General features: G+C 34.4%; 19 protein-coding genes and 1 tRNA gene. 4 read left to right on the forward strand and 16 right to left on the reverse strand.

The window, feature by feature from the left end:
* Positions 1-23 precede the first annotated feature (23 nt).
* The 5 genes from PXC01_RS05525 to PXC01_RS05545 all read right to left on the reverse strand — a co-directional run bounded on the left by PXC01_RS05525 (position 24) and on the right by PXC01_RS05545 (position 6430).
* Positions 24-926: an endo alpha-1,4 polygalactosaminidase gene (locus tag PXC01_RS05525; protein WP_276471329.1), complete on the reverse strand. Its 903-nt coding sequence runs from the start codon at positions 924-926 to the stop codon at positions 24-26.
* A gap of 103 nt (positions 927-1029) precedes the next feature.
* The gene (locus PXC01_RS05530) at positions 1030-2571 is read right to left on the reverse strand and encodes an amidase (RefSeq protein WP_276471330.1); all 1542 of its coding nucleotides are present in this window, start codon (positions 2569-2571) and stop codon (positions 1030-1032) included.
* Between the two features lie 246 nt (positions 2572-2817).
* Entirely contained in the window at positions 2818-4089 is a 1272-nt protein-coding gene (serS, locus tag PXC01_RS05535) for a serine--tRNA ligase (protein ID WP_276471331.1), read from the reverse strand.
* Positions 4090-4169: 80 nt separating this feature from the next.
* Positions 4170-5501 carry an HTTM domain-containing protein gene (locus PXC01_RS05540; protein WP_276471332.1) on the reverse strand — a complete coding sequence of 444 codons (1332 nt, stop codon included), beginning with the start codon at positions 5499-5501 and terminating at the stop codon, positions 4170-4172.
* Between the two features lie 2 nt (positions 5502-5503).
* Positions 5504-6430: a bifunctional riboflavin kinase/FAD synthetase gene (locus PXC01_RS05545; RefSeq protein ID WP_276471333.1), complete on the reverse strand. Its 927-nt coding sequence runs from the start codon at positions 6428-6430 to the stop codon at positions 5504-5506.
* Between the two features lie 53 nt (positions 6431-6483).
* Between PXC01_RS05545 and PXC01_RS05550 the strand changes: the two genes are divergently transcribed.
* Together PXC01_RS05550 and PXC01_RS05555 are read left to right on the forward strand one after the other, a co-directional pair.
* Complete coding sequence (locus tag PXC01_RS05550; RefSeq protein ID WP_276471334.1) at positions 6484-10248, forward strand: zinc-dependent metalloprotease; 3765 nt, start codon at positions 6484-6486, stop codon at positions 10246-10248.
* Positions 10245-10931 (forward strand): hypothetical protein, encoded by a 687-nt coding sequence (locus PXC01_RS05555; protein ID WP_276471335.1) that lies wholly within the window; start codon positions 10245-10247, stop codon positions 10929-10931. The genes PXC01_RS05550 and PXC01_RS05555 overlap by 4 nt, the downstream gene beginning before the upstream one ends.
* On the opposite strand, the gene pth is transcribed toward PXC01_RS05555, so the two are convergent.
* From pth to PXC01_RS05570, 3 genes are all read right to left on the reverse strand, one after another.
* Positions 10928-11557 carry an aminoacyl-tRNA hydrolase gene (pth, locus tag PXC01_RS05560; RefSeq protein ID WP_276471336.1) on the reverse strand — a complete coding sequence of 210 codons (630 nt, stop codon included), beginning with the start codon at positions 11555-11557 and terminating at the stop codon, positions 10928-10930. The genes PXC01_RS05555 and pth overlap by 4 nt on opposite strands.
* 86 nt (positions 11558-11643) lie before the next feature.
* Positions 11644-12276, reverse strand: a complete 633-nt coding sequence (locus tag PXC01_RS05565; RefSeq protein ID WP_276471337.1) for a 50S ribosomal protein L25/general stress protein Ctc — start codon at positions 12274-12276, stop codon at positions 11644-11646.
* Between the two features lie 40 nt (positions 12277-12316).
* A complete protein-coding gene (locus tag PXC01_RS05570) occupies positions 12317-13258 on the reverse strand; it encodes a ribose-phosphate pyrophosphokinase (RefSeq protein WP_276471338.1) in 942 nt (313 codons plus the stop codon).
* 191 nt (positions 13259-13449) lie between these two features.
* On the opposite strand from PXC01_RS05570, the gene PXC01_RS05575 reads away from it, so the two are divergent.
* Positions 13450-13529, forward strand: a tRNA-Leu gene (locus PXC01_RS05575).
* A 692-nt stretch (positions 13530-14221) separates the two neighbouring features.
* Positions 14222-15295: a hypothetical protein gene (locus tag PXC01_RS05580; RefSeq protein ID WP_276471339.1), complete on the forward strand. Its 1074-nt coding sequence runs from the start codon at positions 14222-14224 to the stop codon at positions 15293-15295.
* 76 nt (positions 15296-15371) lie between these two features.
* Here PXC01_RS05580 and PXC01_RS05585 read toward each other — a convergent pair whose 3' ends face one another.
* The 8 genes from PXC01_RS05585 to PXC01_RS05620 are packed head-to-tail and all read right to left on the reverse strand — an operon-like array spanning position 15372 to position 22791.
* Entirely contained in the window at positions 15372-16184 is an 813-nt protein-coding gene (locus tag PXC01_RS05585) for a glycosyltransferase family 2 protein (protein ID WP_276471340.1), read from the reverse strand.
* Positions 16185-16196: 12 nt separating this feature from the next.
* The gene (locus tag PXC01_RS05590; RefSeq protein ID WP_276471341.1) at positions 16197-17231 is read right to left on the reverse strand and encodes a DUF4872 domain-containing protein; all 1035 of its coding nucleotides are present in this window, start codon (positions 17229-17231) and stop codon (positions 16197-16199) included.
* Positions 17228-18238, reverse strand: a complete 1011-nt coding sequence (locus PXC01_RS05595) for a hypothetical protein (protein WP_276471342.1) — start codon at positions 18236-18238, stop codon at positions 17228-17230. Before PXC01_RS05595 ends, PXC01_RS05590 begins: the two co-directional genes overlap by 4 nt.
* Positions 18239-18240: 2 nt before the next feature.
* Positions 18241-18705, reverse strand: a complete 465-nt coding sequence (locus tag PXC01_RS05600) for an acyl-CoA thioesterase (protein ID WP_276471343.1) — start codon at positions 18703-18705, stop codon at positions 18241-18243.
* Complete coding sequence (locus PXC01_RS05605; RefSeq protein ID WP_338089449.1) at positions 18695-19777, reverse strand: DUF4872 domain-containing protein; 1083 nt, start codon at positions 19775-19777, stop codon at positions 18695-18697. The genes PXC01_RS05600 and PXC01_RS05605 overlap by 11 nt, the downstream gene beginning before the upstream one ends.
* Positions 19764-20726: a glycosyltransferase family 2 protein gene (locus PXC01_RS05610; protein WP_276471344.1), complete on the reverse strand. Its 963-nt coding sequence runs from the start codon at positions 20724-20726 to the stop codon at positions 19764-19766. Before PXC01_RS05610 ends, PXC01_RS05605 begins: the two co-directional genes overlap by 14 nt.
* A 2-nt stretch (positions 20727-20728) precedes the next feature.
* Positions 20729-21550, reverse strand: a complete 822-nt coding sequence (locus PXC01_RS05615) for a PIG-L deacetylase family protein (protein WP_276471345.1) — start codon at positions 21548-21550, stop codon at positions 20729-20731.
* Positions 21547-22791: a beta-ketoacyl-[acyl-carrier-protein] synthase family protein gene (locus PXC01_RS05620; RefSeq protein WP_276471346.1), complete on the reverse strand. Its 1245-nt coding sequence runs from the start codon at positions 22789-22791 to the stop codon at positions 21547-21549. Before PXC01_RS05620 ends, PXC01_RS05615 begins: the two co-directional genes overlap by 4 nt.

Raw genomic sequence — 22791 nt, forward strand, 5'->3', positions numbered from 1 at the left:
TAAAGGTCGGCATTCTCTCTAGTTTACTGATTATAATGCAGGTATTTTTTTAGATCAATGTCCTCACAGATATATGAAAGATTTTCGTTGTAAATAGCCTGGTAGTCCGTATATACTTGGTCGCAGTTGCTTTCGTTATAATGAATAATAACAACTGGTTTTTCATCATCCAAAAAACTTTGTGCACCAGAGGCATCCCACCAATTTTTATCGTCATTATAAGATTCATAAGTAACGCCATCAAAATCTTCGGCATTTTCAACGAAGTTCTTAGCCATACACTTCATTCCTTTTTCATGTACATAATTGCAAAGTTCTTGAAAATAGGCTATGCTTTGTTCTTTTGTTACTTGTATGCCATATGTTTCTCTTGTTTCATCATACAAAGCCCAGTCCATATTATCGAATTCTACCCAATCATAGCCTAGATCGGCAATCTTATCTATTCTGGCTTTCATCACATCAACTATTCCTGTGGTAGTCGTATTTACGAAATATTCCCCTTGCCATTCCGCCCACTGTTGGGTAGTGAGAAAAGGCTGTAAATCTGAAAAATCATCTCTCCAATCTTCACCTGTACCAATACTTATGTAAGCTGCAATTTGATTTCCGTTCTCTTTTATTTCTGCTATAGATTCAATAACGTCATCATTGAATGGGTCTACCAAAACATATGCGTTGGATGCATTTAATACTATGTATGCTACCTGGTCTACTTCATAATTTTCAATATATGCATGGTTGAAAACTGGTATGGCGTTAAAATTTTCATTTTCTTCCGATACGTCATCCGATACGTCATCCGATACGTCATCCGATACATTATCCGATACTTCCTCGGTTACAGTTTCTGTAATACTACTGTCATCTTGATTGTTGCAGGCTATAATAGTTAAAAGTATAATAAGTAGAATACTGTTTTTCATACGAGTTATTTAAAAGCAGTGTGTCCACAGATTTTTATCTGCTTGTTTATATACGCCTTAGAATAACAAATAGTCTATATATCTTTAATTTATCTTTTGTCAACTAGTTTAACTTGGGCGGTTTTCTGTGTTTAGTGCCTTGTTCATAAGAATACGTAAGTCCTATCAAAATTGGTTCGTCATACATTCTGCCTAAAAATTGGAGTCCCGCTGGTAAATTTCCACTTGTAAACCCCATAGGCACTGTAAATGCAGGTTGACCGGTATGCGGACTAATTACCTGACTATTATCTCCTTTGTATTCCTTTTGAAATTGATCAATTGGGGCTGGTGGGTTGTTCCATGATGGGTAAACAATGGCATCTAGTTTTAAAGAATCCATTACATTTTCAATAGCTTCCCTAAAAGCTATCCTACGTATATCTGTGTAGGCATCTAAGCATGGGATTTCTGAATCTTCCCATCTGCCCGAGTGTGCCGCGTTTCTAACTAACCTTTCTCTAGCAAAATCAGATGTACTGCCAACAGCAATAATATCTTCAATAGTTTTTAAAGAATCATTTTTAACGTAGTCTTCTAAAAAGGTTTCTACATCTGTTCTAAATGTTGCACACCATTGGTTCTGTCTTAAATCTTGAAATTGGGGAACGACAACAGAATCTATAACCGAAGCACCTAAAGAGTCTAACTGTACAAGGGCATTATTAAATAGCTTGGTAATTTCAGGGTGGGGGTTATCTTCACTTAATGTTCTAAAAACACCTATTCTAGAACCTTTAAGTGCATCTTTTTTAAGAAACTGCGTATAATTTTCAGGTTTTTTACCTTCTGAATATTTTGTAAGTGGATCCTTAGCGTCTATGCCTGCAATGACTTCTAATACCTTGGTAGCATCTTCAACTGAACGGCACATTGGTCCTACTACATCATTTCTTAAATAAAGCGGAACAATAGCACTACGACTTACCAAACCTAGTGTTGTTCTAAAGCCTACCAGGGCATTATGGGAAGATGGTCCTCTAATAGAATTCCCCGTATCTGTACCTAGACCTATGGTGCCAAAATTGGCAGCTATCGACGCGCCAGTACCACCACTGGATCCCGCCGGCACATAATCTGTGTTATATGGATTTCTAGTAGTACCGGCAGTAGAACTTTCGCTATGCATTGGGCTAAATGCCCATTCTGCCATGTTAGATTTTGCTATGATTATAGCGCCTGCATTGACCAGTTTTTCAATAATAAAGGCATCTTCCTCTGGTATGTAGTTTTGTAAAGCCAAAGAGCCTGCCGTAGTTGGTAAACCGGCGGTATTAATGTTATCTTTTACAATTAGGGGAATACCGTGCAACGGACGTAAAACTCCTGTACTTGCATATTCTTCATCAAGAGATCTGGCAATGTTAAGAGCATTTTCATTTATTGTGGTAAGAGCATTCGTTAAAGTGTCATATTTTTCAATTCTACTTAAATATGCTTGTACTAATTGTTGGCTATTATAGGTTTTGGCTTCATACGCTTTATGAATGTCAGAAATAGTCAGTTCTTCAATATCAAATTCTTTATCTTCTGTAATTTTTTCATCAGAACAACTGAATAAAACCATACTGATAATCAACAAATAGTAATTGAATTTAAAATTCATAATGTAGAAGATTTTAAGTTTATGCCAATTTGCGTTACCAATGAAAATTGAACGTTCTACTAAAATAATGAATATAGATGGGGATGGGTGGTAGCGTTAGGAATGAAAAGATAATTTTATCATTTCCATATTTTTAGATATATTTTTTTAATATAAAACGCCGTAAAACAGAGGTTGTACGGCGTTTTATTCAATATTATATGTTGGCAAAATCTATTAGTTACTAGAAGACAGCTTTTTTAGTGGTTAATCAATCATATCAAAACCACAATAAGGCACTAAAACATCCGGAATTTTAATTCCGTCTGCAGTTTGGTAGTTTTCCAGTATTCCGGCCAGAACACGTGGTAAGGCCAAAGAGCTACCGTTTAATGTATGTGCCAATTGGTTTTTACCGTTTTCATCCTTAAAACGTAGTTTTAATCTATTGGCCTGGTATGTTTCAAAGTTAGAGACAGAGCTAATTTCTAACCATCTATCTTGTGCAGTTGAAAATACTTCAAAATCAAAAGTTAGCGCAGCGGTAAAGCCTAGATCACCACCACATAGTCTAAGAATACGGTATGGTAATTTTAATTCTCTAAGAATATTCTTTACATGCTCAACCATGCCATCCAATGCATCATAAGATTTTGTAGGGTGTTCTACACGTACAATTTCTACTTTATCGAATTGGTGTAAACGATTTAATCCGCGTACATGTGCCCCGTAACTACCTGCTTCTCTTCTAAAGCAAGGTGTGTAGCCGGTATATGTTATAGGAAAATCGCTTTCGTTTACAATCGTATCCCTAAAAATGTTGGTTACAGGTACCTCTGCCGTTGGTATTAAATAAAGATCATCTGCAGTTACATGGTACATTTGACCTTCTTTATCCGGTAATTGACCGGTGCCATAACCAGATAGTTCGTTTACCAAATGTGGCACTTGAATTTCTGTATAACCAGCCTCGGTATTTTTGTCCAGGAAATAAGCAATTAAGGCACGTTGTAAACGAGCGCCTTTTCCTTTGTAAACTGGGAAACCTGCACCGGCTATTTTAACACCTAGTTCAAAATCTATAATGTCGTATTTTTTTGCCAGCTCCCAATGTGGTAAGGCACCTTCTGTTAATTTAGGTATTTCGCCTTCACTGAATATTTCTTCATTGTCCTCTTCTGTAGAACCTTTTTTAACAGATAAATGTGGGGCGTTTGGTAGTTGGTATAGCAGTGTTTGTAACTCTTCTTCCGCTGAGCTTAGCGCTTCACTTAACTGCTTTGATTCTTCCTTTAATTTAACCGTTTGTTCTTTAAGGACATTGGCTTCCTGAGCTTTTCCGGTTTTGTACAATACGCCAATTTCTTTGGAAATTTTATTCGATTCTGCTAATACATTGTCCAAACTTGTTTGGGCAGCACGTCTATTTTCATCTAATTGAAGCACTTTTTCAATTAAAGGCAGTGCGTCAATGTTTCTTTTTCCAAGGGCAAGGATAATATCTTCTTTATTATCTCTTATGGTCTGTATTTGTAACATTGTAAAAATCTATTTGACTGCAAATTTACATTAATCCTACATTTATAATGGGCACTTTTAGGTACTAAAAACGTATAGAATTATTTTTTAGGCTTTTCAAGGTTAGACGGTAGGATCCAGTCATGGTGTTTTGTTCTGTACCAAGTCTCGGCAGCTAAATCCGTACTGGAATCTATAAAAGGAACATAAGGTTTGCGGTTAATACTGATTTTTGAATTTTCTATATATACCGAAACGTTTCTGTCTTCTTTTTTAAACTCCTTTTTTAAGTATTGGGCAAACTGCCATGTAAAATCTGGATAGGCAAATATTTTCCGTTCTTGGCTTTTAGATACAAAATCTTTAGGTTTTATGATAAATACTTCTTTAGTGTCCTTGTCAACTACTTTAAACCTGCCTTTGCCTTGTCTGCTGCGTAGCATCATGCGCCAGCTCATTCTATGGCCTTCTTCTGTCCAAAGAACATTGTCGTTAATTGCATGGTGCCTTACTGGTAGCAGTAATTGAATGATAAAATATACAGTAAAGCCTGATAGAAGTGCGTTTTTGTGTCTTGGAACAATTAGTTCTGACGAAGTATACGGTCTCTTAGATTTGAAAAATATCTTGCGAATAGTTTCTGGTTCAAAAAAGAATACGCTAAAGGCAATGGATAGGTAGGGGAAAATGCCGATCTGAAATATAATAGAATTGAATAGATGAAAGAACAGTGAAAGAAAGAATGCAATTTTTCTTGTTGGTTTCCAGAGTAATGCAGGTACAATAAGCAAATCGAACAAAATACCAACTGATCCAATGATACTATGGATCCATGGTTCTTGTAAAATATTGCCTACAAGCCAATAATTCTTTTTTGCATGCATTAAAACGGCTATGGTGCTGAAGTCTAACCAGTCTCCATATAATTTTGCTACCGAGGCATAAACGTAAACGATGAAGAGTTGTAGTACTACTATCCATTTTATATAGGCGTACATGGAATTACTTTCCAGTTCCGGATTCATTTTTACATCATACGACCGACTTCTTTCCGCTGGAAAAAAACACATGATCAACGAAATAAGTATAAGTAGGTAGTAGTGGTTGTTGTAAGCTGTTTTTTGCATTAAATAGGTAATAGTCCATAATACGGTAAACGATATAATACTGGCTCGGTATTTAAATCCAATGGCTATAAAGAGACCAAGTAGCCCCATCAGTACAAAATAAAAATACATGCCGTTGCCGGGCAATGGCCGTAAAAACTCAAAATCAATGAAAGGGAACGTGTATTTGGGTGAAATTAAATTTCGGTTTACCCAACCTGTAGCAATAGCTCCAAAACATTCTAGGGAAATAAGAATACCAAAAAATATACGGAAGATAATTAATGGGCTATTATCTATACGTTGAAATAATAACCTGTTGAGCATAATTACCGATTAATGAATTGTAAAGATTTTTCTTTGTCCCTTCCCAACTGGGTTTTAAGGGCATCTATAGACTCAAATTTATGTTCATCTCGTAAACGAACCAAAATATTAACTTGAATTTTTAAGTCGTACAGATCTGCATCAAAATCGAAAAAATTAATCTCTATAGACTGGTCCGTGCCATTTACGGTTGGGTTGTACCCTATGTTCATCATTCCATGAACAACTTTTCCGTTCAATGAACTATTTACAATGTAAGCCCCGTTTTTTGGTATTAGCTTATAATCTTCGGCTATGGACAGATTTGCCGTTGGGTAGCCCAACTGTTTGCCAATGCCTTTGCCTTTAATGATGGTGCCGGTAAGCATATATTCATAGCCCAAGTAGCTATTTGCTGTTTCAATATCACCGTCTTCTAGCGCTTTTCTAATTTTCGTTGAACTTACGGATACATCGTCAATTTCTTGAGCAGGAATTTCATCTACCGCAAAATCATAAGTGCCGCCAAAAGTGATCAGGTCTGATATATTGGCATTTCTATTGCGGCCAAATCTATGGTCATAGCCAATGATGACTTTTTTGATCTTCAAGGTGTTTACAAGCATATCTCGAACAAATTCTGTTGCCGTAAGTCTAGAGAATTCTTTGGTAAACGGGTGAATAATAAGTATATCAAGACCTAATTTTTCCAAAATGCCAATTTTTTCGTCTATCGTATTCAGCAATTTTATATTGGTGTCTTTTTGTAACACCATTCGCGGATGCGGAAAAAATGTAAGTACCGAAGATTTCAATTCGGTATTCTTGGCATGATTTATGATTTTGTTAAGTATTTTAAGGTGGCCTATATGAACCCCGTCGAACGTGCCTATGGTAATGACCGTAGGATGTTCTTCTTTGTATTTAGAAATGTTGCGGACTGTAATCACCTATGATAGAAAATAAAAAGACTTATATTTGATTTTGAGTTAAAAGCCTCTTAATGATTGCAAAATTACGCCTTGTTTTTACAATTACCATAGTATTTCTTTCCTTTTCCGGTTTGGCTCAAACTGCTTATTGGAAAAATACGGAATTGAACAATACGGCCAAACAATTCACTAAGCAACAGTTGCGAGTAAATAAAGGAACTGCTTTTAAGCTTGATCAGCAACAGTTTTTACGGTCGTTAACAAAGAAAGAAGTATCTAAGATTGTTTATTTTCCGGATGAAACGGGAAAGCTAATTCCTTTTTTGGTGGAAGATGCCCACCTTTTTTCTAAAGAACTTGCGCTTAAATATCCATCTATAAAATCATACAAAGGTGTTGCTTTGCATGATACTACCAAGCAAATTAGATTTAGTGTTTCTGATAGGGGAATACAGAGTACCATGATGACTTCTGGTGAAAATGGAGCGTTATTTATGCAAAAATCTACCGATGACACCTATATTTTGTACCGCAGGACAGAGCAAGATGAACGCGATGTGGATTTTGTATGTAAAACTATGCCAGAGGTCAAAGAATATTCACAAAACCTTACCGCAAAACTTGTAGATGATCAAAAATTGAGAAAGTTTAGGGTTGCCATTTCAGCATCGGGCGAGTATACCGAGTTTCATGGTGGTACAAAAGCAGACGCCCTTGCGGCAATCAATGCTACCTTAACCAGGATCAATGCAATTTTTGAGCGTGATCTGGCAATAACCCTAGAGTTAATAGCCAATACAGATCTTGTAATCTATACCGATCCGGATACGGATCCATATACAGGTAGTTTAAGTAGCCAAGTACAAAATACATTGACCAGCGTAATAGGTGAGGCCAATTATGATATAGGACACCTTTTTAATCAACAGAATAATACTTTGGACGGTAACTCTGGGTTCATAGGTGCTGTCTGTATAGATAGTAGAAAGGGCAGTGGTTATACCACATTATCCTCTCCCGTGGGCGATGCTTTCGATATTGATCTGGTGGCACATGAAATGGGACATCAGTTTGGGGCAAATCATTCTTTTTCACATATATCTGAAGGTACAACGGTACAGGTAGAACCTGCTAGTGGAACCACTATTATGGGGTATGCCGGTATTACGGGAGTAAATAATGTTGCCTCTAACAGTGATGACTATTTTCATTACGTGAGTATTGTGCAGATACGTGATTATCTTGAAACGGTTTCATGCGGTGAGACAGAGGTGCTTGTAAATAATCCGCCAATAATTTCTCCGCTAACAGATTATAGCATACCCAAAGGAACTCCTTTTGTTCTTACGGGCGAGGCAACTGATGTTGATGCCACAAACGTATTAAGCTATACTTGGGAGCAAATTGATAACGGTATAGTTACCCAAGCTACATTTGGTCCCGATAATCCTGCCGGGGCAAATTTTAGGTCATTACCGCCAAAACTGACTCCGGAAAGATATTTTCCTAGTTTAAAAAGAATCTTAAATGGAGAGCTTACGCAAACGGTACCTTCCTCTGGAACTGCTTGGGAAACCCTGGCCAATGTTGGTCGCGATTTAAATTTTTCATTGACCGTTAGGGATAATGCTATAAATGGAGGGCAGTCAGCTTCAGATGAGATGACGGTGTCCGTAATCAATGAAGCCGGTCCGTTTTTAATTAATTCTCAAAGCACCGAAGAATCTTTTGAGGCAGGTACTGTACAAACTATTACTTGGGACGTAGCCAATACCGATATATCACCTATAAATGCCCAAACTGTTTCTATATACTTATCTACGGATGGTGGTGACACTTTCCCAATCGCTTTGGAAGAAAATACATTGAACGATGGCAATCAGGCTATAATTATACCCAATATTGCAACAAGCGAGGGGCGTTTTATAATCAGGGCAGATGACAATATTTTCTTTGCGGTCAACGATGTAAACTTCTCTATTACACCATCAGAAATTGTATTGGACTTTGACGAGGTTATTTTTGATATCTGTAAGCCGGACGATCTTAGTGTCGATTTTACATATGAAACGGATCTGGGCTTTAATGAAGAGAGTACTTTTAGTGTGCTTAATCTGCCTATAGGTATGACCGGGACCTTTACACCTGCAGTTGCAGATGCGGACAATACCTTGGTTTCTATTGATTTTGAGGGTGTTTCTGCGGTAGATGCAGGTATATATCCTGTAAGGGTCTTGGCAATTGCAGAAACGGTAACCAAGGAAATCATGCTTCAGCTGAGAATTTATGATGATGATTTTGAAGAGGTTGTTCTGATCTCGCCTGTTGATGGATTTGAAAATGCCTCTACCGATGTTTTGTTGGAATGGGAAACTTCTGTGGGAAATACGCTATATGATATAGAAATTTCAGATGATGCCGCATTTACGAATATTATAGAATCAACTACCGTTAGCGGTAGTTCGTTCTCGCCCACACAAATAGATAACAACAGTACTTATTTCTGGAGGGTTAAGCCAAAAAATGACTGTGGGGAGGGTGTATTTAGTGCTTCATTTAGTTTTTCTACGGTGCAGTTTAACTGTGCTACAAAAAGTGCTACAGGTACGCCAATTGCCATTTCTAGCAGTGGCACACCGGTAATTACCTCTAAAATCGTTTTTCTTGAAGATTTGCCGGTAGCAGATATTAATGTACAACTTGATATAGAACATACATTTTTGGCAGATTTGGTAGTAAGTTTAACCTCACCGGCAGGTACTACCGTAATACTGGTTTCTAATTCTTGTGGAGATTCAAGGGATATCAATGCGGTATTTGATGATGATAGTCCCGCATTTACATGTTCGGTAAATCCAGGTATTAGTGGTTCCGTAAAACCATTGGGTAGTTTAAGTTCTTTTAATGGAGAATCTATATTGGGCGAATGGATTTTGGAAGTAAAGGATAACGCTCCTTCTGACGGTGGTAGTTTAAACTCATTTTCTATTGAGGCCTGTGTAGAGGGTGTGTATAGGCCAGATGCCGATAATGATGGTGTTTTTGATGATGGTGATGATCTTTGTTTGGGTACACCGGCGGGTCAAGAAGTAGATGCTTCAGGTTGTTCTATTTACCGTTTTCCGGTAGAGAATTTCATAATCAGTCTAGAAAGTGAGACCTGTAGTGATAATAATGATGGTTCTTTGTCAATAGTTCCAAAATTGGCTCTTGATTATGAAGTTATAGTGTCGGGTAATGGTTTAAGTCTTGCACAGAGTTTTTCAAATGCCTTTAATTTAGCCAATTTAGAGTCTGGCGTCTATACCTTATGTATAACGGGTACTGATGGCATAGTTGCATATCAAGAGTATTGTGTTGAGGTGCAGATTACAGAGCCTTCACCGCTAAGCGTAACCTCTAAGGTGGCAATAGATGGCTCTCAGGTAACATTGGAAATGAACGGTTCATCATTTTACACTATAGAATTGAACGGTGTAGCGGTACAGACCGAAGAATCGATCGTTGCGTTAAATCTGGAAAAAGGATTGAACACATTAAAAGTGTATACGGATATACCTTGCCAAGGTGTCTATGAAGAAAAAATTGGTTTTTATGCAGAGCCTATTGCGTATCCAAATCCTGTGAAAGATATTGTAGAGGTGTATTTAGGCGTTCAACAAGAAGAAGTGAATGTCAGCATTTTTAGCGCCGATGGAAGATATATTTCTAATAAATCGGTTAAGGTTACCGGTGGTGTAATGCAGTTAGATTTAAGTTTGCTCTCTACGGGTATTTATTATTTAAAATATGAGGGTAGAACAATTAATGGAACTTCTAAAATAATTAAGGAATGATGCGTTTTGTAGCACTTATTATATGTTTGTTCTTGGCCGTAACCAGCTGTAAAAAGAAAAGCGCCGCGAACCCTCCGGAAGCTGTTCTTTTGGTGTTTCCAGAAGAGAATTCCGAGTGTACTACAGGTGTTAGTTTAGGTGAGGAAACCAGTCAAGTAGAGTTTAGGTGGAATTTGGCAGATAATACGGAAACCTATGAGCTGCGTGTTACCAATATAGCAACAGGTACGGTTCAGACTATTGTATCAGCTTCTAGTTCGGCTAGATTACCTTTGGCCAAAGGGGAGCAATTTTCATGGTTTGTACGCTCTAGAAATAGTGAGGTAGAAGAAACGGTCTCTAGTCAAGAGTGGTATTTTTATAATGCTGGCTCAAGGTCAACATTTGCACCTTTTCCCGCAACTATAATAACGCCTGCTTCGTCGGATAATGTTTTTAAAGATATTAATAACGAAGTAGAGCTATCATGGTCCGCATCTGATCTAGATGACGATATTGTAGGTTTTGAAGTATATTTTTCGGTAGAAACACCACCAATAGATTTAATTAGAGAGCTATCGTCAACAGAAACAAGTGTAAAGGTTTCCGTAACTACGGATACTGTTTATTATTGGAAAGTCATTGTAATTGATGAAGAAGGTAATAGATCGGATACCGGGGTGTATAGCTTTAAGGTCCTCTAAGAATTATTGAATTGGTTCATGGTTCTTGCAATTCCTGCAAGGGCAAATGAATTTATGATTTCAGTCGATTTTTTTAAACGTTCTGGTAGGAGCGCTTTTTCTTCATCGTTCCATTCTCCTAAGACGTATTCTACCTGTCTGCCTTTACCAAAATCTGCTCCTACACCAAACCTATACCTATTGTATAGTATTGTTTGTAGATAGAGCTCTATGTCCTTTAATCCGTTATGGCCTCCATTACTACCCTTGGTTTTAATGCGAATAGTGCCAAAAGGTAAATTAATGTCATCTGTTATCACCAAAACATTACTTTGAGGAATTTTTTCTTTATCCATCCAGTATTTTAAAGCTTTGCCACTACGGTTCATGTATGTAGATGGTTTTAGGCATATGATCGTTCTGCTTTTTACTTTGTAAGATCCTATGTCGCCAAGTTTAGCGGTTTCAAAAGTAAAGTCATTTACTTTGGCAACTTCATCAAGTACTTTAAAGCCTATATTGTGTCTTGTTTCAGTATATTCTTCTCCTATATTGCCAAGGCCAACGATTAAAAATTTTTTCATGGGGTCTTTCTCTTCGGTAATTATGTTCTTGTCGTTAAAAAATGATTTTAAAAACTGAAACATTGGTAGTTTAATTTAGGTTGCAAAAATACAAAAGCATCCTGATACAAGTACCAGGATGCTTTAATGTATAATTTAGACTGTTAAGACTATTCTTGAGCAGCTTCTTCAGATGCGCCTTCTGCACCTTCTGCACCTTCTTCTCCATCTTCATCTTCATCGTCTGTAACAACAGCAGTACGAGCAGTTTTAACTTGTACAACAACTTGACTTTCTGGATGTAAAATTGTGAAATCTTCACTCATAAGAGATCCAACGGAAATGTTTTGACCGATTTTCAATTTAGAAATATCGACATTGAAGAAATCTGGTAATTTACTTGGTAAAGCTTTAATGGCAAGTTTACGTTTTCTGAACAATAAACGGCCACCGTTACGTACACCTGGAGAATTTCCTTCTAATGTTACAGGAATATTCATAGTAACCATTTTGTCATCGAACAATTGATAGAAATCAATATGGATGATGGCATCTGTTACAGGGTGAAACTGAATATCTTGCATAATGGCTTTAACCGAAGCTCCACCATCTAATTCAATTGCAACTGTGTGTGCATTTGGAGTGTAAACCAAATCTCTGAACGCTAGTTCATCTGCTGAAAAGTGTAATGGTTTATCCCCTCCGTATACCACGCAAGGAACCTTTCCAGCATTACGTAGGGCCTTTGTTGCCTTTTTGCCCACGCTTTCTCTTTCTGATCCTTTAATTGTAATTGCTTTCATTATATATATTAAAAATTAATATTCTTGTTTTGCTTCTAACTTACATTAAGAACTTAGAAGAAATAGAGTTATTGTTATGAACCTTGTCCATTACCTCTGCGAATAAATTTGCACAGGTCAACACTCTTACTTTATCACTCTTAACCTCTACCGGTATAGAATCCGTAATGATCAACTCGGTCAGTTTTGAGTTTTCTATTTTTTCATATGCGTCACCAGATAAAAGACCGTGAGTTGTAATGGCCCTAACACTAATGGCGCCACGCTCCATCATTAAATCTGCTGCTTTTGTCAATGTACCTGCGGTATCTACCATATCATCCACAAGAACCACGTTTTTGCCCTGTACGTCACCAATCAATTCCATGTGCGATATTACATTGGCTTTTGCCCTTTGCTTATAACACACTACAACATCACTATCTAAAGCTTTAGAATAAGCGTAGGCTCTTTTAGAACCTCCCATGTCCGGTGAAGCTATGGTTAGGTCTTTCAAACCTAAACTTTTTAAGTATGGTAAGAAAAGTGTTGAAGCGAACAAATGATCTACCGGTTTTTCAAAGAAACCTTGAATTTGGTCTGCATGAAGATCCATGGTAATAATCCTGGTGGCACCTGCCGTTTCAAGCATTTTTGCAACAAGCTTTGCCGCTATAGGTACTCTAGGTTTATCTTTTCTATCTTGTCTTGCCCAACCAAAGTATGGCATTACTGCTGTAATATGTCTTGCAGATGCTCTTTTTGCGGCATCTATCATTAACAACATTTCCATTAAATTCTCTGGACCTGGGTGTGTAGAACCTATAATGAAAATTCTTGTTCCACGGATAGATTCTTCGAACGAAGGTTGAAATTCTCCATCGCTATAACGAGAAAAAGATATCTTGCCTAATTCAGTTCCGTAAGCCTTGGCGATTTTTTCGCCTAAGATTTCACTTTGTGTACAAGCAAATATTTTCGGTTGAGGAACTTGGTATGGCATGTCTTTCTAGTTGTTTTCCAAATAGTTGGTTCAATAAAATATTGAGGCTTTTATTTTAAGAAGGTGCAAATTTAAAAATTAAATTTGGTTGCTAATGCATAAATCTTGATATTTTTGGTGTTGAAAAGAAAATAATTATTTAGTTTTGCAGTCCTGTTTTGACAGTGTGCCGGTTTTATCTGGTAAATTATGCTCGAGTGGCGGAACTGGTAGACGCGCTGGATTCAAAATCCAGTTCTTCGGAGTGCGGGTTCGATTCCCGCCTCGAGTACTTGTAAACCCTCTTAATCATCTGATTAAGAGGGTTTTTACTTTTTTGCAGTAACAGTATGGTAACAAAAAAAGAGATTATATAGGTAATGTTATTATTATCTATCTAGGTTTTTTAAATCTAAAAATAAGTCTTCAATTGAAATTGATAAATTTTTATTAGATTATGTAGTGAATCCTAAAGCTATTTCAAATTCAGTAGTATCTTCGTTTAAACATTTAAGAATTATATCTTTTTATTCTGCTCAGCGGTAAAGGAGCATAAAAAATTCAATAAAAGTGCTCCGTGTCTTTTTCTTTTTTTAGTAAAAAAATTCTAGCAATTGCTAAGATGTCCTCTTTGTATGGTCTAAATCTAAATTGCAAACCAATTTTTGCTCCAAAATTTATTTTATTTATAGAAGAACGCCTTGCCGGTGGTGTTTTGTAAAGGAATTGTTTTTGTAAATACTTGCTCAGTTCTATTATCAAGTCATTAATCATGTGTATTTTTATCACTTTCACTATTATTAAAATATTTTTAATATTCCAGATTATATTATTTGTTAAATTTCAAAAAAAAAATGAAAATTTAGAATATACTTTTTTCTGCAATTGCGACATTTAAAAAATTTGAGTGCGTGCCATGGATTTTGATGAGATTAGCCAATGATGGAATAGTTTTTGTTTTATTTAATAATTTAAAACCACTAGATGAATATTACCAATACTCAAGCGTCTATTAGTCCTAGTAATTTAAGTTATAGTTACATTTATCATGAATTGCGAGATAAATTGATTAAAGGTTTAATTTCATATGAATTCTATCATGTAATAGGTGAAGAAACTAGGGAGAATGATAAAAATGAATATGTTTCGTATCAGGAAGTTTCAAAATACATTAAGGAAGAATTATTACCCTTTATTGATTCCATCTTTAATTATAATTTATTTGATAGTTATGTAAATACTCAACCAGTTAATTCTTTACAGATTGTCGATTCAATTCAGCAAGGTTTTATAAGTTTAATATATAATGAAGCCAACGAAATAGCATCTTCAATTCTGATGTTTCAGAAAGGTAATGAGAGATTTTATAAAGAATATTTCGGTTTAGAGGAGATATTGTTGACAAAAATTTTTCGCTTTATCTTTCATAATATGAGATTTACAAATGTTGAAGGTAATTTTGTTTTTAACGCTAATTCAAATCAATTTATAAAGGAATATCTTAATTTGGTTTTAATCAAAGTAAGGGAAAAACCAAATTCTACTAATTCCGGGTTATTAGAGGTTGAAATTAATCGAGTTCAAACTTTAATTCTTAAAAATGCCAATTTCAATTTCTTGAATTGGTATCTGAGTGAATTAAAAAGTGTTTTGACTGATTTAAAATATATACATAAAAATCAACATAATTACGGATTAAGTTGTTCAGTACAAAAACTAAAGAAGCTCTATTTAGAATTAAAAAAGTATGATTTTATTCAGTTAGAGTATACTACTCAAACTGATTTTATAGATGTCTTTTTAGAAGATTGGTATTCGCACGATTCTATCTGTGTTTTAAAAATGGACAATCCACAAACAAAATGCTTTATAAATAACTTTAAAATACACGTTGATAGTAAGCTGTCCATGGCAGCTGTCGAAAAAGCACATAATATATCAAATAATAGTGGTTACATTAAAAGTTCATCATTAAGCTCTTCATCAAGCAGGAATAAATTAATTGGTCCTAAAAGAGAGCATGATATCATGACTGCTTTTAAAGAAATAAGAGGTTAAATTTTCAAATTTCTTTGGTTGACTATTTCTTTTAAATAGTATTTAAGTTCATAATTAAGTTAATTAATAATTTAAACTACCATAAAATCGGCTTCCATCCTTTTTCGAGAACATGATATTTTAAAACTTGTTCCCTTAATTTAACAAAATTATTTTGCCTCCAAGAGGCTACATCATCACTTCCATAAGCTTTTTTTACGTTTCCACAACTATCTTTATCAACTTGAGCAATTACATAGGTTTGCACACCTGCAATACTTTTTGCTGATGCTGATAAATGCATGTCCTCTCCAGAAAGAAAGGTGGTTGGCCAAATTGCCCAGAATAAGCTCAACCATTCTCTTTTAAAGAAATAACTATTGCATCCATAATCGACAACTGTATCTTGGCTACAATAGTTCTTGAATAGATAGGTCATATCTCCAATAAAATATTTTGATCTTTCTACTGTGCCAGGTAGCTCTGGACAAAAATTTTCTTTCGGTAGGATTCTACCTGTGCAAGATATAATTGCATTAAATTCATTACATTTTTTAAAAGCATTATTAAGCCATTTTCTACCGGGAATGACGTCATCGTCAACGATAAATATATATTCAGTGGTTACGTTTATAGCTATAGAAAATCTTCCAAAATATTTGAGGTTTTTAGATGAATGAATATGGGATAATGACGGAAAAAATTCTTTATATTCTTCAATTAAATTTTTGAGGTCAAGATGTTTCTCATACTGTATTACCCAAATTTCTTTTGGTAATAATGTTTGATTAAAAATGGAATTGAGTTGCTCAATGAAATGGTTTCGTTTCCATATGTTAAGAATTACAGTAATATCCAAGCTGTTTTTATTTTTTATTTCTTTTAGAATAGTTTCGTCAATTTTTATCATGATAAAATTATTTTAGCTTACGAGTTTTCCTATTATATTAAATCCATCATTTTCTGACTGAAATACTTTATTCAAAGAGGAAGTTAAATTTGACTTTTCGTGTTCAAAATCAGTCGGAATATCTTTATTTAATATTTTTTTTAATGCTTTAGCAAATTCATTCCAATGAAAAGCGGAATCTCTAAATAGTTTAGAAGCTGTTGCTAAATCAGAAGAGCTAGATTTGTTTGCTGCTGTTTTTAGAAAGTCTGCGTATAAGAGTCGATACCCTCCTTTTATACCACCGGCACCTGTAATTGACAGCAGTATCCTATTTAGGGTCTCAACCAATTGTTGAGGGGTCATTATTTTATCCCAGATAGCAATATGTCTTGATAACTTTTCTAAACCATAACTGCCAACATATAATGATTGTATGTTCTTTATTTGGGCAAAGTTCATAAAAGTCTTCCGCAATGAGAGATCAATCGAAGATTCAATTGGGTATAAACTGTCATTGAACATAACATCATAATAGTAGTTTTGTGGATTTTGTTCACTATTTCCTGAATTACGAGCTAGTAGAAATGTATCGAAGCTGATTTTGACAGAATTAAACTGTCTGTTGTCATATGTTATTAATATTTCTTCTGCTTCATTGTAGTCAACTATTATTATCCAGTGAGTTGGCAAATATTGCTTTAAGCTTTCAGGGGTAACCCTAATTAGACCTTCACAATAATTAGGGTTAAGTTGAACCGCTACTGGTGATTTAGCATCAAGGGATTGTTTTATTAAATTTAGACATTGCTCACCGTTGGAAAACTGTGTAATATTTAAATCTACACCAGTATTTATTAAAAAATCTTCAACTAAACTTGAAGAGGTTAAACAGATGTCAAAATACTTAAGATTGGTCAAAGCACAATAACCTAGATATAAACCACTTCCTAAACCGAAGACCTCGCCTTCGTTAAAGTTGTAGCCTTGTTGTCTATATACTCCACTCCAGGATACACTAGCACAGCTACCTCCAGGATTATGAGAATAAGATTTCTTTATTATCATTTTTTTAGTATTGATTTTAAACTATATAAAATATTTTTCTCGGCATTATATAATTCGTTGTATATATTTTTAAGATTATCAGCTGAAACCATAGGATTTATATTTAATTCTGAATATGTATTACTCCAAATTAGTCCAGATTTTTTAAATAGAATACTGGATTTTTCAAATCCCTTCATATTTAATTGTTTTCCTAATAAATCAAAGCATTTTCCTGCATAATTTCGGCTCATATCATATTGTCCAGATATGCTATTTATTTCAATAGAATCAATTAACAATCTTTTGTGAAGGTTTAGGTTCTCGGGTGATTTATTCAGATTCAAGTCTTTTACAAGATTTAAAAATAAATTCGGACCTATTTCATTATTTTCACGATTAAGGTTTAAGACATTTCTTGTTAAAGAATTTATAATCATTAAACGCATGGATTTACTAAAATCGTGAAAAGTAGGAGGTATTATTACAAATCTATTTATACCGAGAGGTCTAGAATTCGAAGTGTTTTCCCAGTATTTTAAGAATTTTGAACCGGTCAGCTCGATTGAAAACTTGTTATCTAATTCAAAATTTATTTTTTTATTGGAAAAAGGTTCCTCAGTAGACTCTCCAATTGGATGCACTAAGCTATAAATTAATTGGGGAGAATCCTTTTTTTTTTCCTTGATTATAGAATTGGGTAAGGTTATTAAGGTCTTAGCACCTTCTAAATTATAGTAATCATTGATTATCCATTTTAAATCTCTTGTGCCATTTCTTGGTTCTACTCTAAGAACAGAATTAATAACTGTTGCAAAATTTTGAAGTGCTAAAGTATTTGTTCCGGAAATATAGAATGATTTTGTTGCCAGTAAATCATTATTAAAATTTACGACATGTCCAGTATTTTTTGATAGTAATGATAGGTTATGACATGACCCTAATACGAATACAAGTTCTTCATTAAATGTATAATTATGTGTATTTTTAAAATAATTAGAAATACAATATGAAAAATTTTCTCCCATATTTATATCTTTTGAGGTTTAATGAAAGCTGAAGGCTCTTCCATAATTGAACGTTTAATGGAATCTTTGAAAAAGCTGGGCGTTTGAAACTTCAGTTTAAAATTCTCATCTACAAATGCTTTTTTTACATAAGATTTGCATAAAGGATTTGATTTGTCCTTATCATGTGAAAAATAGATTTCTTGATGAAAAATGAAATAGGGTGATTTATTTAATTCTAGAACAGTTACTATCACGAATTCATTACCCCATTTTATTTTGTTTATATATGAACAACTGCATTCTATTACAGGCAAGAAAATTTTTGATGTTTCAAGATCACCTACGGACATACCGAGTACATTTTCGATAAATGCAAACCTAGCTTCCTCGAACCACACCCAGTACCTTGAGTGATGTACTACTTGCATCATGTCTGTTTCTGCGAATCTCGGTTTAAATATGAAATAATTTTTTTTAGTCAACATATCCCCAATTTTTTTTAAGCCATAATCGAAGTTCTTCCATACATACTATTTCATCAGAAACAATTTGATCAATCTGTAATTTTAGGGATTGACTAAAACTTCTAGTATCCTTTTGATTTATAGCTGTATATGATATGTCTTTGACAAAACTCTTCCACTTATTACCCAATTTGGAAAACTCTGAGGCGATGATTTTTAAATCATCGCAACCTATTAAAGATGAAAAATCTGAAAGAAAATAACCATATAATTTTCTGCCTAGACCACCACCACTCATCCCGCTTTCCATAGCGTTCATTAAAAGTATCGAATCTTTAAGCCTGTCAATAGAGTTTTGATCTTCCACAAGTGTATATACCATTTGCTGAAAATTTAATAACGCTTGATATCCAAAAATGAAATCAACTGGAGAATGAAAAAAATTAATTATGACTTTTTCAATTCCTTGATAACAAGCAGAGATAAGTTTGTCATTAGTCAATTTTTTATTACAGAAAAAAGCATACCATTGCCCGTCAACCAATTGTAAAGGATCAATATAATCGCGAGTTGATTTTAAATCAGAAAACCAAATTGTCTCCAATTGTTCTTCTGTTATTACTATAGGTTTTGCTGAGTCAGTTTCGAAAATGGTTATTTTTCTTTTCTTTGTATCATAATCAGTAATTGTTACATAATGGAACCCCATATTGATTTGATGCGAATTTAAACCTAGTATTTCTTGGAGTAAACCTCTGTTAATGGCTACATTAATAGGTAAGCCCATGTTTAAGAATTGAGGTATTTTACTACGAAAATCTTCAATTCCTAGCATCCTACCTCTAATTAAATAGATATTCATGTTAAATGCAAGTCCCTCCAGTGATTGGTCATTTATACCTGCCACAACAAAATGTGGCAATCGTGAATAAATTTTACCATCATTATAACAAAAAATCAAAGAACCGGCTAGTCCTAAGATCATAGAATTAGATAGCACTATGTCGTTAAGTGCAAGGCAATTGCGAAATGTTGAAAGCCTACAGTCGAAACCAGGAATATATTTTTTTTTAAACTTTTCAGTCATTGTCATACTTTTTCCAATTTATCATTTGACCCTTTTTTATATAATAATCTAAGTTGATGTAGTGTTCTTCTAAATTAACGGTTTGAAGGTTGTTCTTTTCTTGGCTACAGATTTTGTTAAAGTCATTCAGACTCATCATTCCGTTGAAGAAATTAACATAAGCGATTATTTCTTTTGACTTTTTATATTTTTTAAGTAATAAAGAAACATTTTTGGCCATAGCTTGCTTTACTTTTAATAAGTTACGTTCATGGTCTAAATGGAATAATGCTAAATCATTATGAAATTTAAATTTATAACCCATTTTAAATGCTCGAAATGTTAAATCAATATCCTCAGGTCCCCAGCTTTTAAACGACTCATCAAAACCGTCTAGAATATCTAACATTTTTCTAGGAAAGCACATGTTCCCACCTGTAACCAACCCCCACCAACAAGAGATGTCTTTATTTGAATCGCTTTTAAATGCAATAGGAAGCGTTCCGTAAATTGCATCGAGGTATGATATTTTTAATAAATCAGTCTTGGGTAGAGGATTTCCTGAACACAGTTTATTTATTATTTTTGGAACATTTTTTATAGAAATCAGACCAATATTTCCTGCATGTACACAATCTGGATTTTTTTTGGTATAAAGTATAAGTTTATCAAGATAATTATGTTCTAAAATAATGTCATTGTCTAAAAACAATACAAATTCACCACAAGAATTTTTGATTCCAGTATTTCGAGCAATAGCGGAACCTCCATTCGGAGTGTTAATAATCTTCACTTTATATGGGAATTCCAGATTTTCTAGAAATTCCTTTGAATTGTCTGTACTTCCATCATTTACAATAACAAACTCTATGTCATTGGTAACAGATAGATGGGTTAAATTGGATAGTACAGCTTTAAGATACGTTAGTTTATTGTAGGTTATAATGACTACACTTAAGTAACATCGATTTTCCATGATTAATAATGTTCATTGATATATTTGGATAGTCCTTCAGGACGTATAAGTTCAAAATACTCTCGGGATTTAGTATTGTTTGAAAAATTACTAGTTTCCTCTCTATTATTATTAACTAATCGAAGAAGCTCTATTTTTGACATTATACCAAAATAGTCAACTGTTTGAAGTTGTGTTTGGTAACATTTCATTGCCTCTAATTTTACCTTTTTCATTGCTTCTGTAAGTTCTACATAATGAGTTGCATTCACAGGACCCCATATTTCATATAATAAAATTTCTTTTATGATGGACTGTTTGGCAAGAGTTAGACTGTTAATTAATTTGAGACTTTCTTTACAAACACTTCGATGGTCTGGATTCATATCGAAATGGTTTGGTATTAGGATAATTTCTGGGTTAATTGATAGAATGTGATACTTTATTTTTTCTTGAAATATTAATTTTGCTTTTTTGTTGTCATTTAATGTTCGTTCATTTATCATTAAGTAATGAGCTCGGTCATACTGTAAAATGTTTTTGGCTGCTTTGCTTTCGTCTATTCTTAGGTCTGTACCTTGTTCGGATAATTTAGGTTTTGATACAGATCGACCATCTTCTTTTGTAACAAAACATATATCAATACTACAATTATGACTAAGTTTTAAAAATTGTATTAGTCCTCCACATCCAATAACTTCATCATCAGTATGTGGGGCAACGATAAGAATTTTATTAACATTTTTAAAAGAGATTGGTTTTGGAGAACTTTTTTTTAAATTGGCAAATTTCTTTTCAAGCTGTCCGTATAAAAAAGTAGTTCGCAATTCCTTAATTGATCTCATATGGGTTCATTGTTAAATTCACTGAAAATCAATGAAGCACAATTTCCTCCAAAACCGAAAGAATTACTCAATACATGTTTAAGTCTTACATTGTGTCTAGTTTCTTTAACAATATCATAATTAAACCCTTTGATTTTATTACTAAAATTAAGATTAGGAGGTATAATATTATTTCTCATGGAGAGAATACTTATAATTGATTCGATAAGTCCAGCAGCACCCAATGTATGACCCGTCATGGATTTTGAAGAACTCATCGGAATTTTTCCTTCATTACCAAAAACCTGTTCGACAGCTTTTAGTTCAGTCATATCATTGTGTTTTGTTCCAGTTCCATGAAGGTTTATATAATCAATATCAATTGGATTTAATTTAGCTTCATTCAAAGCATTTTTAATAGCTAAAATTGCTCCAACTGCATCTGGGTGAGGTCTTGTACTATGAAATGCATCATTAGAAACTCCACATCCTGTCAATTCAGCATAAATATTGGCTTTTCTCTTAAGAGCATGTTCTTTTGATTCAAGTACTATGCAGCCTGCACCTTCCCCAATCAATAATCCGGAGCGATTTTCGTCCATTACTTTTAACTCATCTTTGGTCATGGCCATTAATGAATTAAAACCTAATAAAGTTAACTGAGTTATGGGGTCGATTCCTAAAATAACTGCAGCATCCACCCGTCCGGAGTTAATAAGGTCACGACCATGAATTAAAGCATTTGCACTAGCACTACACGCTGTCACACTTGCACCTATAGGTCCACCAAAGCCGTAACGTCTAGCAATTTCATGCGACATTAATGAAAATGGAATGTTTCTAATTATATCACCTATTTCATTGACTCTGGAACATGGATTTAATTGAAATTGTTTATTGTTAGATATTTTAGTATTATCTAAATAAAGCTTATCAACAAATCCTCCATACCCGCCTATTGATGTACCAACAGAAACAGCGACTCGGTTTCTATCAAAATGGTTTTGCTCCAGAATCAGGGAATCTTGAATTGCTTCCTCTGCAGCAATGGTCGTGAGAATATTACTTCTAAAGCCATTTAGTGTTGTGCGTTTTTGAAATGATTTAATCACTCCACCAAGGTTATTCCGAAAAGATGATAAATCCATTTCCGTAATTTCATCAATACCGGATTTTGAATTAATCAAAGATTCAAGTACCTCATTTCTATTCATTCCAATTGGTGATACAATACCAATGCCAGTAACTACAGTTTGTTCCAT

Source organism: Maribacter huludaoensis, from assembly GCF_029350945.1.
Classification (GTDB): Bacteria; Bacteroidota; Bacteroidia; order Flavobacteriales; family Flavobacteriaceae; genus Maribacter; species Maribacter huludaoensis.

Bases quoted from the DNA above. Each gene is read 5' to 3' on its own strand.
- PXC01_RS05600 (WP_276471343.1), bottom strand. From the start codon at position 18,705: ATGTTGACTAAAAAAAATTATTTCATATTTAAACCGAGATTCGCAGAA.
- PXC01_RS05555 (WP_276471335.1), top strand. From the start codon at position 10,245: ATGATGCGTTTTGTAGCACTTATTATATGTTTGTTCTTGGCCGTAACC.
- PXC01_RS05580 (WP_276471339.1), top strand. From the start codon at position 14,222: ATGAATATTACCAATACTCAAGCGTCTATTAGTCCTAGTAATTTAAGT.
- PXC01_RS05565 (WP_276471337.1), bottom strand. From the start codon at position 12,276: ATGAAAGCAATTACAATTAAAGGATCAGAAAGAGAAAGCGTGGGCAAA.
- pth (WP_276471336.1), bottom strand. From the start codon at position 11,557: ATGTTTCAGTTTTTAAAATCATTTTTTAACGACAAGAACATAATTACC.
- PXC01_RS05550 (WP_276471334.1), top strand. From the start codon at position 6,484: ATGATTGCAAAATTACGCCTTGTTTTTACAATTACCATAGTATTTCTT.
- PXC01_RS05615 (WP_276471345.1), bottom strand. From the start codon at position 21,550: ATGAGATCAATTAAGGAATTGCGAACTACTTTTTTATACGGACAGCTT.
- PXC01_RS05540 (WP_276471332.1), bottom strand. From the start codon at position 5,501: ATGCTCAACAGGTTATTATTTCAACGTATAGATAATAGCCCATTAATT.
- PXC01_RS05590 (WP_276471341.1), bottom strand. From the start codon at position 17,231: ATGATAATAAAGAAATCTTATTCTCATAATCCTGGAGGTAGCTGTGCT.
- PXC01_RS05570 (WP_276471338.1), bottom strand. From the start codon at position 13,258: ATGCCATACCAAGTTCCTCAACCGAAAATATTTGCTTGTACACAAAGT.
- PXC01_RS05605 (WP_338089449.1), bottom strand. From the start codon at position 19,777: ATGACAATGACTGAAAAGTTTAAAAAAAAATATATTCCTGGTTTCGAC.
- PXC01_RS05595 (WP_276471342.1), bottom strand. From the start codon at position 18,238: ATGGGAGAAAATTTTTCATATTGTATTTCTAATTATTTTAAAAATACA.
- PXC01_RS05530 (WP_276471330.1), bottom strand. From the start codon at position 2,571: ATGAATTTTAAATTCAATTACTATTTGTTGATTATCAGTATGGTTTTA.
- serS (WP_276471331.1), bottom strand. From the start codon at position 4,089: ATGTTACAAATACAGACCATAAGAGATAATAAAGAAGATATTATCCTT.
- PXC01_RS05525 (WP_276471329.1), bottom strand. From the start codon at position 926: ATGAAAAACAGTATTCTACTTATTATACTTTTAACTATTATAGCCTGC.
- PXC01_RS05620 (WP_276471346.1), bottom strand. From the start codon at position 22,791: ATGGAACAAACTGTAGTTACTGGCATTGGTATTGTATCACCAATTGGA.
- PXC01_RS05610 (WP_276471344.1), bottom strand. From the start codon at position 20,726: ATGGAAAATCGATGTTACTTAAGTGTAGTCATTATAACCTACAATAAA.
- PXC01_RS05585 (WP_276471340.1), bottom strand. From the start codon at position 16,184: ATGATAAAAATTGACGAAACTATTCTAAAAGAAATAAAAAATAAAAAC.